The organism is Bradyrhizobium vignae, assembly GCF_900324035.1.
In the GTDB taxonomy this organism is placed as follows: domain Bacteria; phylum Pseudomonadota; class Alphaproteobacteria; order Rhizobiales; family Xanthobacteraceae; genus Bradyrhizobium; species Bradyrhizobium vignae.
In genome coordinates this window covers 7549193-7561843 of the sequence record NZ_LS398110.1, presented here as the reverse complement: position 1 = coordinate 7561843, position 12651 = coordinate 7549193, and the positions used below count along the sequence as shown (strand labels likewise).

8 protein-coding genes, 1 tRNA gene and 1 pseudogene are annotated in these 12651 nt (G+C 63.1%); 4 read left to right on the top strand and 6 right to left on the bottom strand.

The annotated features are described in order from the left end of the window. Nucleotides 1–72 precede the first annotated feature (72 nt). Together BRAD3257_RS36345 and BRAD3257_RS36340 are read right to left on the bottom strand one after the other, a co-directional pair. The gene (locus BRAD3257_RS36345; protein WP_122405833.1) at nucleotides 73–855 is read right to left on the bottom strand and encodes an SDR family oxidoreductase; all 783 of its coding nucleotides are present in this window, start codon (nucleotides 853–855) and stop codon (nucleotides 73–75) included. Between the two features lie 129 nt (nucleotides 856–984). Beyond that, on the bottom strand, nucleotides 985–1497 hold the full coding sequence (locus BRAD3257_RS36340; protein WP_122406949.1) for a CvpA family protein: 513 nt from the start codon (nucleotides 1495–1497) through the stop codon (nucleotides 985–987). A 104-nt stretch (nucleotides 1498–1601) separates the two neighbouring features. Between BRAD3257_RS36340 and BRAD3257_RS36335 the strand changes: the two genes are divergently transcribed. Continuing rightward, nucleotides 1602–2363, top strand: coding sequence for an SDR family oxidoreductase (locus BRAD3257_RS36335; RefSeq protein WP_122405832.1), 762 nt, complete (start codon nucleotides 1602–1604; stop codon nucleotides 2361–2363). Nucleotides 2364–2513: 150 nt separating this feature from the next. On the opposite strand, the pseudogene BRAD3257_RS36330 reads toward BRAD3257_RS36335, so the two are convergent. Next, nucleotides 2514–3891 (bottom strand): annotated as a pseudogene (locus BRAD3257_RS36330) (coniferyl aldehyde dehydrogenase). 367 nt (nucleotides 3892–4258) lie between these two features. On the opposite strand from BRAD3257_RS36330, the gene BRAD3257_RS36325 reads away from it, so the two are divergent. After that, nucleotides 4259–4335: transfer RNA gene (locus BRAD3257_RS36325), tRNA-Met, on the top strand. 203 nt (nucleotides 4336–4538) lie between these two features. On the opposite strand, the gene BRAD3257_RS36320 is transcribed toward BRAD3257_RS36325, so the two are convergent. Then, a complete protein-coding gene (locus BRAD3257_RS36320) occupies nucleotides 4539–5189 on the bottom strand; it encodes a pentapeptide repeat-containing protein (protein ID WP_145987096.1) in 651 nt (216 codons plus the stop codon). Between the two features lie 488 nt (nucleotides 5190–5677). Beyond that, nucleotides 5678–6172 carry a hypothetical protein gene (locus BRAD3257_RS36315; protein WP_122405830.1) on the bottom strand — a complete coding sequence of 165 codons (495 nt, stop codon included), beginning with the start codon at nucleotides 6170–6172 and terminating at the stop codon, nucleotides 5678–5680. 279 nt (nucleotides 6173–6451) lie between these two features. Here BRAD3257_RS36315 and BRAD3257_RS36310 point away from each other — a divergent pair, with 279 nt between their 5' ends. Then, nucleotides 6452–9508 (top strand): ATP-binding protein, encoded by a 3057-nt coding sequence (locus BRAD3257_RS36310; RefSeq protein WP_122405829.1) that lies wholly within the window; start codon nucleotides 6452–6454, stop codon nucleotides 9506–9508. A 97-nt stretch (nucleotides 9509–9605) separates the two neighbouring features. Here the strand turns inward: BRAD3257_RS36310 and BRAD3257_RS36305 are convergent, their stop codons facing one another. Beyond that, nucleotides 9606–10796, bottom strand: a complete 1191-nt coding sequence (locus tag BRAD3257_RS36305; RefSeq protein WP_162500654.1) for an ABC transporter substrate-binding protein — start codon at nucleotides 10794–10796, stop codon at nucleotides 9606–9608. Nucleotides 10797–11018: 222 nt separating this feature from the next. Here BRAD3257_RS36305 and BRAD3257_RS36300 point away from each other — a divergent pair, with 222 nt between their 5' ends. Then, on the top strand, nucleotides 11019–12629 hold the full coding sequence (locus BRAD3257_RS36300; RefSeq protein ID WP_122405827.1) for an acyl-CoA synthetase: 1611 nt from the start codon (nucleotides 11019–11021) through the stop codon (nucleotides 12627–12629). Nucleotides 12630–12651 lie beyond the last annotated feature (22 nt).

Below are 12651 nucleotides of genomic sequence, written 5' to 3'. Positions count from 1 at the left end.
ATGTCGTGTCGCTTGCGAGCCCATCGCCGCGCCCCTTAAGAATGCGGCGCGGGAGCACACCTGCGGTGCCGACTACAGCGTGCCCGGGAACGCACCACCATCCAGCAGAATGTTCTGCCCGGTGATGAAGCCGGCCTTGGCGCCGCACAGGAAGGCGCAGGCGTAGCCGAACTCGTCGGGCTGGCCGAAGCGGCCGGCGGGGTTGAGCTTGGCGCGCTCGGCCAGGATCTGCTCAGGGCTGACGCCGCGCTTGTCAGCTTCGGCCTTCGCGGTGCCGGTGAGCCGATCGGTCTCGAACGGGCCCGGCAACAGGCCGTTGATGGTGACGTTGTTGATCACCGTCTTGCGCGAGAGGCCGGCGATGAAACCGGTGAGGCCGGCGCGCGCGCCGTTGGAGAGGCCCAGGATGTCGATCGGCGCCTTCACCGCGGCCGAGGTGATGTTGACGATGCGGCCGAACTTGCGCGCCATCATGCCGTCGACCGTCGCCTTGATCAGCTCGATCGGCGTCAGCATGTTGGCGTCGATCGCCTTGATCCAGTCGTCGCGGGTCCAGTTGCGGAAATCGCCGGGCGGCGGGCCGCCGGCATTGTTGATCAGGATGTCGGGCTCGGGGCAGGCCTTCAGCACCGCCTCGCGGCCGGCCGGCGTCGTGATGTCGCCGACTATCTCGGTGACCGTCACATCGGGATAGGCCTTGCGGATCTCGTCAGCCGTCTTCTTCAGGGCCTCGGCGCCGCGCGCGGTCAGCGTGACATGAACGCCGGCCTCCGCCAGCGAGATGGCGCAGGCGCGCCCGAGGCCTTTGCTGGATGCGCAGACGATGGCGCGGCGACCTTTGATCCCAAGATCCACTGTTTCACTCCCGTAAATGTCAGGCAGGTTTTGGACGGGACGCACTCTAGCCAACTGTGACGCCTCTGATAAGAGAGACGCTCGCACCAAAATGCATGCGCCTCCGTGCGGCGATGCATATGCGCCTGATCAGATGCGCCGCTCCTGCTTGAGGCGGTCGATCGCGGCCGCAGCCTCCGGCGGCAGCGACTTGAATCCCATTTGGCCGTCAGCCGAGAACAGCGGCCGCAGATGCGAGCCGGCGAGGAACTGCGGCTGCCGGTTGGCCGGCACGATCTGGTCGAACACCAGCACCAGGGTTGTGGCCACGAGGCCGACCCTGATGGCGCCGAGCGCGGCGCCGCCGAGCCGGTCGCCGATGCCGGCCTCGCCGATGGTGTCGTTCAGCGCGATGCGGCCCATATGGCCGAACAGCATGCCGACCACCACGAAGATGGCGAAGAACCAGATCCAGTTCTGCAGCAGCGGCGAGTTTGGATTGGCGGCGATTTGCGGTGCGATCATCGGCATCAGCGCCACCGCGACCGGCGCGGCGAGGAGATAGGCGAGAATGGTCATGCCGCTGCGCAGCAGACCGGTCCTGAAGCCGAAGCCGACCGCGACGGCGAGCACGGCATAGACCGCGAGATCGAAACTGTTCATGAGCGAAAGCCCTGCCTGACGAATGAACGCCGAACCGATCATTCCGGTTTCAGATCGTTAAAATCGTCTGTATTGATGGCTCCAAAAGCGAAGGGTTATCGCCAATGTCAGACCTATTCGACGTCAGTCAAGAAACCATCCTCGTCACGGGCGCGAGCCAGGGGCTGGGCCGGCAGTTTGCCCGGGTGCTGGCGGCGCATGGCGCGGCCGTCGCGCTTGCCGCGCGGCAGACTGACAAGCTGAATAGCTTGGAGGAGGAGATCCGCGGCAAGGGCGGCCGCGCGGCTGCGGTCGCGCTCGATGTCACCGACACGGCCTCGATCGCGAAGGCCGTCGATGCGGCGGAAGCGGCGCTCGGTGCCGTCACGGTGCTGATCAACAATGCCGGCATCGCCATCGAGAAGCTCGCGACCGAGCAGACCGAGGCCGATTGGGATGCCGTGATCGGCGCCAATCTCAAGGGCGCCTATTTCCTCGCGACCGAGATCGCCCGCCGCATGATCGCGCGCAAGCAGTCAGGCAACATCGTCAACATCGCCTCCGTGCTCGGCACCGGCGTCTTGAAGGCTGTCTCGCCTTACGCGATCTCCAAGGCCGGCATCATTCAGGCGACCAAGGCGATGGCGCTGGAGCTCGCCGGGCAGAACATCCGCATCAACGCGCTCGCGCCGGGCTATATCGACACGGAGATGAACCACGCGTTCTGGTCGACGCCGGCAGGCGAGCGCCTCGCCAAACGCATCCCGCAGCGCCGCGTCGGCGCCGAGTCCGATCTCGACGGCGCGATCCTGCTGCTGGCATCGAAGGCGTCGCGCTACATGACGGGGAGCGTGGTGACGGTGGACGGCGGGTTCCTGCTGAATTGATTTTCTCCATCGTCCCGGAGAAGCGCGATTCACTCAGGTGTCGTCCCGGCGAAGGCCGGGACCCATAACCACAGGATCAAGTTGGCAGCGCGCGCAGCGCCGGCGTCTCCATCGCAGACCCGTCGGCTCGCAATGACGGTGTTTGACGATCTACGACATGAGCCGCATCAACTTCTCCAGCCGCGCGATCTTGCCGCCGTAGGGCGGATAGAGATCGGCGAGGCGGTTGAACTTGGAGCGATAGAACACCGGCTTCAGCTTGCTGAACGTCCTAAAGCCCCATTCGCCGTGATAGACGCCGCTGCCGGAGGCGCCGACGCCGCCCATCGGCTGGTTGATTTGCGTGAAGTGAAACAGGCAGTCGTTGATCGTGACGCCTCCCGAGACGGTGCGCGCCAGCACCTCATCGCGCGCGCTGCGTTCCTTGCCGAACCAGTACAGCGCCAGCGGCCGGTCGCGGGCGTTGACGAAGGCGATCGCCTTCCGCCGCATCGCGAGTGCCGAGCACCGGCAGCACGGGCCCAAAGATCTCCTCCTGCATCACCGCCATCGCCTCGGTCGCACCAAGGATCAGCGTCGGCGGGAATTTGCGATGCGCCTTCCAGTTGGGATCATCGGGCTTTGCCGGTTGCAGGATTTTTGCGCCACGCTGCGCCGCGTCCGCGACCAGGCCTTCGAGCCGGGCATAATGCCGGTCGGAAACGATGGAGGTGTAGTCCTCATTTGAGGGATCGGTGCCGAACATGCGCCGCATCTGCGCGCGCACTTTCTCGGCCAAGGCCTGCAACGAGCGCTCCGGCACCAGCACATAATCCGGCGCGATGCAGGTCTGTCCGGCATTGAGCAGCTTGCCGTAGGCGATGCGCTCGGCTGCCTCGTCGAGATCGGCCGAGGCGTCGATGATCGCAGGCGACTTGCCGCCGAGCTCGAGCGTAACGGGCGTCAGGTTGCGCCCCGCGGCCTCCGCGACCAGCCGACCGACCCGCGTCGAGCCGGTAAACATGAGATGGTCGAATGGCAGGCCCGCAAAGCCCGTGGCGATCTCGTCCTCGACGCCGGTGACCAGCACCTCCGCGGCATCGAACTTCTCCCCGACCGCCTCTTTCAGCAGCGCCGCGAAGTGCGGGACCAGCTCGCTCGGCTTGATGATGACCCGGTTGCCGGCGGCAATGGCGCCGATCGCGGGCGCGAGCGTGAGCTGGAGCGGGTAATTCCAGGGCGCGATGATGCCGACGACGCCGAGCGGCTGTGGCATCAGCCGGTTGCGTGCGGGCAGGAGTTGCAGCGCGGTGGCGACGCGCTGCGGCGTCATCCAGGTCTTGAGGTGCTTTGTCGCATGCCGGATCTCGGAGAACACCAGCATGATCTCGGCGATGGTGGTCTCGACCGCCGAGCGGTGGCCGAAATCGGCCGAGATCGCCTGCCGGAAGCGCTCTTCATTGTCGGCGACGACGCTGCGCAGCCGCGCCAGCCGGTCGAGCCGCTCGGCAAGGTCCGGCGCCGGCTCGCTCCGCGACCGCACGATCATGGCGTGCAAGGCCTCCTCCAGCGTCCGCAGCGGGGCGGTCGTCAGGGATTTGTCCACGGCTTTCCTCCCTCGACCGGCGTTCCAGCCTTAATCTTGTTGCCGCAAGCTGGCCCTTTGTGGAACTTCTGGCAAGAGCGCGCGGAACGGAGCCGAAATCCGTCCATCTCCCTGTCATAAAGTCGAAAAAAACGTTCCCGCAGCCCTTTCCAAAGGCACCTCGCCTTGATACATACGCCCCGCACCCGACGGGCACTGCCCCCGGGTTGCCTTCCAAGGAAGCCTTTGGGACGGAAGAAGCAAGCTGCGCGAACAGCGCCGGCCTCAACCGACCGTCCCGGCATTTTGGCGAAGGCGCGCAAGTGTTTAACGCGGGGTGGAGCAGCCCGGTAGCTCGTCAGGCTCATAACCTGAAGGTCATAGGTTCAAATCCTATCCCCGCAACCAAATTCGGATTTCACCGGATCCGATGCGAAAATGGCCCGCTTGATGCGGGCCATTTTTTGTTTGGGCGGAGATTATTGCAGGGCCGTTTGGCCTCGTCGGCAGGCTCGGCTCGGCGAGACGTTGCAGCGGTGCGGACTTCTGGTCGCTCAGTCGAATGTGCAGCTCCCGCAATTCCCGAAGGCGGTTACATCCACCACATTCATCTATCTGCCGATGAATAGAATCATTCCGGCCTCGTTCGGATTGAACCCGCGGGGAAAGACAGTGCGATCATCGTATGTCGCGCCGCTCAGCCTTGCCCCGGCAAGACGTACACCCGTCAAATCGGCGCCCCTGAACCATGTGAGACGCCAGTTAGGCAACTCGCTGACGGCATTGGCACCGGAAAGATCGGCGCCGACCAACTTCGCGTTGGTGAAATCCGCACCGCCGATATTGGCCTGACGCAAGTCGGCACCTGACAGATCAGCTCCAATGAAATCGGTCGAACCGCCTAGATTGTCGAGCCCACAATTGGCACCGCGAAGGTCGGCTCGGCGCAGATTGGCGTCATTGAAGGTCGCGCCGCGCAGATCGCAACGCGCCAAAATGGCGCCTTCGAGCACCGCATCGTGAAACATCGCCCAGTAAAAGTTCGCTTCGGTCATGTCGACGCCAGCGAGCTGCGCGAACATCATGTCGCGGCCCTGCTGCACCGTCCTGGCCAGCGAGCAGTCGTTGGGCGGCAGGCGCACCGTGCGGTCCAGAGGATCATCCTCTTCAGGCAAATCATTGGGATCATCAAATCTAACCATGCACCTCTGTCGCGCGATCTGACGTTTTCGTTCGATCCGGGAGCGATTGCGAAAGATCAATGGCTTGAAGGAGGTTCACTGCGTTCGTGACGCGGGAGGTGCCTCGATCTGATCGCAACTTGAAGCGAATGCCGGTATTGGTATTTGCGCCGCCCCGATACGGAAATGGCCCGCGCGAAGCGGGCCATTTCCGTTTTAGATTCGGCCGCTCTCAAAAGTCCCTGATTGCCTTTCGGTCCCGACCAGCTTCGGGGGTGCTTCCCCGCACACCAAGCGATCAGGCTGAAACTTGATCGTCTTTCCGCCCTCGACGAACTCCGCAGAATTGCGCGGCGTTCCAGCCGACCCACGTCTTCGAGGGTCCCAAGATCAAGGGCCGCACGTCGACAGCACCGATCAAGAGCAGCGAGCTCACCATTCAACGATGCGGTTGTGGCGACAGCGCTTGACCGACACGGAGCTGACGGCGGCGTCTTTACTCCGTGGGGCCCGGAGCGTGCGAGATGCGATTGCTGTGACCCTTGATCAAAGCCGAAGACGGCGAAAGATCAGTCCCTGTACGGGCAGACCATCGTCAGATAGAGCAGGGTTGGCGCCTTGTCCTCGCCGTTGGCATATTCCCACTTGAGCCGGATCTCGTGTCGGTGCGCAAACGCATCGCTGGCTGCATGCGTGATGATGTTCGTCTTCATCGGGATCGGCGGCTCGGAGTTGAAGCATTTGCGGACGCTGGCATCGAGCAGATCGCAGCGAGTCAGCGGAATGACGCCGGGCTCGTCGTTGGAGAGCGGCGTGCAGTTCGGCTGGGTGCTGAGATCGACGCGAGCCCGGCCCTTCTCCTTGTGCCAATACGCAGCGCTCCCATCCGGCCATCTGTCGGCCGGCGTCAGGATCAGGTGGTATTGACCATACTCGAGGGTCGGCAGATGAATATCCGGCGACGCCTTCAGAATGTCCACGCTCCGCTGCATGTTTTCCAGCGGGAAATAATTATCGTTCATCAAATCCTTGAATGAAGCCCCGGTGTAAGTTCTCGAGCCCATCGCCTTTCCCTCAATATTTCCTTGGCTTTGCGAATAGACATACAACTCCGGCAACGCTGATCAGTCTGGCCGACCTCACGCCGTCGAAAATGTGCCCCATCTTTGCTGGGATTGTTTACGCTACCACTCAGGACTGTGCTTCGTCCAGATCGCCAACCGCACCGTGCCCGCTGACTGAGGAGCGAGCGCGATTGCTAAGCGGTTCTTGATAGGTATTGTTGTCGAAAGTTGCGGGTGGATTCTGATCGACAGAAGAACCGCGACCCTTGAGGCGCAGGGATGCATTGCTTCGCATGTCAGTCGGCGATCGATCCGGACGATAGCTGGTGCTCCAAATGCGGGGCCGCAGTGCGCAAGCAGGTCGATCCCGATAGCGAACGTCGTTTTGTGACGATCCTGCGAGCTGATGTCGTGGATTCCACGGGTCTTGTTGCCGAATTGGAGCCGGAGGAGGCCGTCTCGCGCCTCGAGCCGGCGCTGGCAGCGATGAGGGCCGCGGTACGTCAGTTTGGCGGAATTGTCAGCAAGGAGTTGGGGGACGGGCTGGCGGCGGTCTTTGGCGCCCCGATCGCCGACGACAACCATGCACCCTTGGCCTGCCACGCGGCCATCGAGCTGGTCCGGCGTGTAGGCAGCCTTGGCGATCCCGGACTTCAGGTCCGCGTCGGCCTCCACTCGGGCCATGTGGTGGCCTACATGGTCTCCAGCGAGTTTTCCAAGGTTTATGAGATTGGTGGCGCAGCCCAGCATTTGGCCGCGCGGCTGGAGTCGGCGGCTGAGGCAAACCAGATCTATGTGTCGGAAGCCTGCCAGAAGCTAGCAGACGGGCACGTCCGCTTTGATTTTCTTGGTCGCAAGAGCCTGCGTGGCTTCAGCGAAGCCCTGCCTGTGTATCGCATTGTTGGAGCGAGCGATCTTTCGAGTTGGCGGGTGCGGCGTGCGCGTAGCGTTTCCCGGTTCGTTGATCGCACGATGGAGCGGGCGCTGCTCTGGCGTGCCGCGGAAAGGGTTCCGACGAGTCGGCAGACCGTTCTGCTGATGGGCGACGCCGGCATTGGAAAATCGCGGCTTGCACACGAGTTTGTGCAGGATCTTCGGACCGATGGTTGGCTGCTGGTCGACGCCGAATGCAGCCCTAACCTTCAGGGGGCGCCATTCAGCACCTTGAAGCGTCTGGTGCTTTCTATTCTCGAGGCCGTCGCAAAGGACTGCGCTCGCCGTGGAGATCCTCGAGAGGATTTGTCGGCGGTGCATCGGCTTGCAATCGATGCAGTGCTGGATTTGCCCATTTCCGATCCGCGCTGGAGCGAACTGGAGCCTTACGCGCGTGGTCGCGCGATTTCCGAGGCAAGTTGCGCGATCGTGGAAAGCGTGGTCCGTGGAAAGAGCGCCATTCTGCTCATAGAGGACTTACACTGGGTCGATCGAGCCAGCGACAACGTTATTGCGGCGATTGCGTCGCTCCAGACTCCCAATCTGTTCGTGTTCCTGACGAGCCGACCGAACGGAATGCCGGAATGGATCGCGCGTTGTCGTGCCGAGGTCATTGCGATGCGTCCATTGGACGATGATTCAGGATTGGCGATGCTGACCGACATGCTTGGCACATCAGCGACAAATGGCGACTTGAAGAACCGGATCATTTCCCACACGGCAAACGTCCCGCTATTCATCGAGGAGGTCTGCCGGGGCCTGAAAGATAACGGTACGCTGCGCGGTCAGTGGGGCGATCTGGCTCTCGTTCGGCCGATTGAAGAGCTGGGTATCCCCGCGAGCATCCAAGGCGTGATTGCAGCGCGGCTGGATCGCGTGTCGAGGCAGGAGCGCCTCGTCTTGCAAGTGGCTGCCGCATTGGGGCCGCGATCGAACGAAGCGGTCGTGCAGAAGGTCTCGGAGTTGCCTGAAAGCGCCTTCCAAGATTGCCTTGCGGCGCTCGACCGCGCTGAGCTTCTCGTTCGGATCGATAGCGACCTCGAGAACTCGCTTGAGTTTCGGCATGAAATGGTCCGCCAAGTTACGTATGAATCGATGGTCGAAAAGGTGCGCGAGAGCATACATGCGCGCGTTCTTGCGGCTTTCGAGAGCGACGGTACGTGGAGAGATGATCCCGACTCACTCAGTTACCATGCGGTACGTGCCAAGGACTGGCCGAAGGCGTTCAGCTACGGGAGAAGCGCCGCACAAAAGTGTCTTTTGCGTTCGGCATATGCTGATGCGGTCGACTATTTCCAGACGGCGATGAGTGCGCTCGACAAAACCCCGATGACGCGTTCGCGCGAGATGAATGCCATCGATCTTCGGATGGAAGCGCGCATGGCTTTCATCTGGTCCGGCCGGATTGCCGAGTGGGTCGAGCTGGGAAAGGAGGCCGACCGCAGGGCCAACGAGATCGAAGACGTCGGTAGGAAGGTTGCCGCCATGACAGTCATGGCCGGCGGGCAGAACTTCTACGGGACGCCCACCGAAGCTGTTGCTCTCGGTGAGGAAGTTGTTGGTCTTGCCGAGGAAACAGGTAATCCGGGGTGGCGCAACCTCGCACTATACAATCTCGGCCAAGCGTACTTTCTTGCCGGGCGCTATCGCGAGGCAGAGCAGACCTTCGCACGGGCCCGTACTCATCTCTTGGGGATGGAAGCGAGTGCGCCTTTCGCCACGCCCCCGAAATACACACTCCTCCTCTGCTGCATGATGAAGAGCTTCACCCACACCGTCATGGGCCAGCTCGACGCCGCCGAGCAGCTCCAGCGCGAAGCCGCCACGATCGCCGAGGAGACCGGCCGCCCCTACGACCGCGTCGCCGCCGCCTATAGCGGCGGTTGGCTGAAGCTCGGGCAGAACGATCCGGCGGCGGCCGCCGCCATTCTCGAAGACGGTTTTGTCCTGGCGCAGAAGCACGGCATCCGGCTGTTCGTGCCGGTGCTCGCCTGCCATCTCGGCATCGCCTATCTGGAGCAGGGGCTGTTGGAGCGGGCGCGCGGCATGCTGACCGAGGCGCGCGAGGAGGCGAGGGCGGTCGGCTATACCTCGGCGGTGCTGCGCAGCTCGATCTATCTCGCGCTCGTCACCCACCGCCTCGGCGATATCAGGGCCGCGCAGAACATGCTGCGCGAGGCCCGCAACACCGCCTGTCAGCAGGGGTTTTCGGGCCTCGAGGCCGAAGCCCTGTTCGGCGAAGCCATCGTGACCCCGCCATCGGATGCGGCGAACAAGGCCGCTATCTTTGTCGCTCTGCGCGCCGCCATCGCGCTCGCCTCCGACAGCGGCGCGCTGCCGCTGAAGCACAAGGCCGAAGCGATGCTGAGTGCGATGCTGGCGAGCGGCGACGAGTTCACCTGACTCTGCCTCGGGCCGGTCCGCGATGCTGCTGCGGCCGACCTCAGCGCCGCTGCGAGCGAATTGAGGCCGATCGACCGGTTGTACGTCCCCGCGAGCCTCACTTCACGAGCGGGCAGCCGCCATCCTTCAGCGGCCGGAACGCCTGGTCGGCCGGGACTTCGGCGAGAAGCTTGTTGTAATCCCACGGGCCCTTCGATTCCTCGGGCTTCTTCACCTGGAACAGGTACATGCTGTGCACCATGCGGCCGTCCTCGCGCAGCACGCCGTTATCGGTGAAGGCATCCCTTACCGGCAGCGCGCGCATCTTGGCCATCACCGTCTTTGTGTCCTTGGTGCCGGCGGCCTGCACGGCCTTGAGGTAGTGTAGCGTTGCACTGTAGGTCGCGGCCTGATTCATGGTCGGCATGCGCTTGACGCGCTCCAGGAAGCGCTTGCCGAAGGCGCGGGTCTTGTCGTTGAGGTCCCAGTAATAGGCCTCGGTGATGATCAGGCCTTGCGCCAGCTTTAAGCCAAGGCTGTGCACGTCGGAGATGAACATCACGATCGCAGCCAGGTTCTGGCCGCCGGCGACGATACCGAACTCGCCGGCCTGCTTGATCGCGTTGATAGTGTCGCCGCCGCCATTCGCCAGGCCGATGATCTTGGCCTTGGACGCCTGGGCCTGAAGCAGGAACGAGGAGAAATCCGCCGTGTTGAGCGGATGCTTGACGCTGCCCAGCACCTTGCCGCCGGAGGCCTTCACGACGTCACCTGTGTCGCGCTCGACCGAATGGCCGAACACGTAATCGGCGGTGAGGAAGAACCAGGTATCGCCGCCATTCTTGACGATGGCGCTGCCGACCGTGTGCGCGTTGGCATAGGTGTCGTAGGTCCAATGCGCGGTGTAGGGCGAGCAGGATTTTCCGGTGATATCGGAGCTCGCCGCATCCGTCACGATCATGATCTTCTCGTACTGCCTCGACAGCTCCATCACCGCGAGCGCAGTGGCCGAGGTCGGCAGGTCGATGATCATGTCGACGCCTTCGGTCTCCCACCATTTGCGGGCGATGGTGGAGGCGACGTCGGGCTTGTTGAGCACGTCGGCACTGATCATCTCGATCGGCTTGCCGAACATCTGACCGCCAAAATCCTCAATCGCCATTTTGGTGGCCTCGACGTTCCCCATGCCGCCGATGTCGGAATAGACGGATGAGAAGTCGGAGAGCACCCCGATCTTGAGCGGCGCCTGCTGGGCATGAGAAGGGCAGATGGCAAACGCAGCGAGTGCGGCCGCAAATGCGGCGAACATAGTCCGGCACATGGTATTCCCCCTGATATTATAGTTGGTGCACGAATCCAGATTTGCTGCTCCGGAGTGTCAATTCTTGCGTGCTGGCGCCGCGCGGGCCGGCTAATTTGACGCAGCCAATCGTGCCGACTACGTTTGCGCAAACACAAAACGCTTGAATGCGGTGGGCCGGCGGATGCTCAGGCCACCATTCACGCAGGGTAAAGATTCAGGGGGAAGGACATGACCGGCGACACCGCAGCCAGCATCTCGAAAGCGCGCGAGCATTCCATCGGCGATCTCCTGCGCCGCTCGGCGGGCCGGGAGCCGAACAAGCTCGCGGTGAGCTGCGGCAATGTCGGCTGGAGCTTTGCCGAGATGGATGCGATCTGCAACCGGCTCGGCCGCGGCCTGCTGGGACTCGGCGTCAGGAAGGGCGACCGCCTCGCCGTGCTCTCGCGCAATTCGCACGCCTTCGCCGCGCTACGCTTCACCGTGGCGCGGATCGGCGCGGTGCTGGTGCCGATCAACTTCATGCTCAATCCGGACGAGATCAATTTCATCCTGAAGAGCTCCGGCGCCAAGCTGCTCGCGACCGGACCCGATTTCGTCGAGCCCGGACGCGCGGCCAGCGCCAAGGATTGCGCGGTCGAGAAGATGATCTGGCTGCCCGGCGAGGATCCGGCCACGGCGCCTGCGGGCCTCACCACCTTCGACGATCTCCTCGACGCCGACGGCTCCTTCCTGGACGCTTCCGTCGACAGCCGCGATCTCGCGCAGATCGTCTACACCAGCGGCACGGAATCACTGCCCAAGGGCGCGATGCTGACCCATGAAGCCGTGATGTGGCAGTATGTCAGCTGCATCATCGATGGCGGCATGAGCGTGGAGGACAAGTTCCTGCACGCGCTGCCGCTGTATCACTGCGCCCAGCTCGATGTGTTCCTGGGACCGCAAATCTATCTCGGTGCCTCCGGCGTGATCACGGGCAAGCCGACGGCCGACAACATTCTGGCGCTGATCCAGGCACACAAGATCACCTCGTTCTTCGCGCCGCCGACGATCTGGATCGCGATGCTGCGCTCGCCGAACTTCGACAAGACCGATCTGTCCACCTTGCAGAAAGGCTATTACGGAGCCTCGATCATGCCGGTGGAGGTGCTGCTCGAGCTGCAGCGCCGCCTACCCAACGTCAAGTTCTGGAATTTCTACGGCCAGACCGAGATCGCGCCGCTCGCGACCGTGCTGCGGCCGGAGGATCAGCTGCGCAAGGCCGGTTCGGCCGGCAAGCCCGTTCTCAATGTCGAGACGCGCGTGGTCAACACGGCGATGGAGGACGTGAAGATCGGCGAGGTCGGCGAGATCGTGCACCGTTCGCCGCACCTGCTGTCCGGCTATTACAACGATCCCATGAAGACCGCGGCGGCCTTCTCCGGCGGCTGGTTTCACTCCGGCGATCTCGCCACCGTCGACGAGGAGGGCCACATCACCGTGGTCGACCGCGTCAAGGACATGATCAAGACCGGTGGCGAGAACGTCGCGAGCCGCGAGGTCGAGGAGATGGTCTACCGCATCCCCGCCGTCTCCGAAGTCGCCGTCGTCGGCCTGCCTGATCCGCGCTGGATCGAGGCGGTGACCGCGATCGTCGTGGTCAAGAGCGGCGAAACGCTGGACGAAGACACCGTGATCAAGCACTGCGCCGGCCAGATGGCGCATTTCAAGGTGCCCAAGCGCGTCATCTTCGTGGATAGCCTGCCGAAGAACCCGAGCGGCAAGCTGCTCAAGCGTGAGCTGCGCCAGCGTTTCGTTGGCGGCGAGACGCTCGACAGGGCGATCCAGAAGAATTTTGGCTGAGGGCTGGATTGCTTCGCGGCGC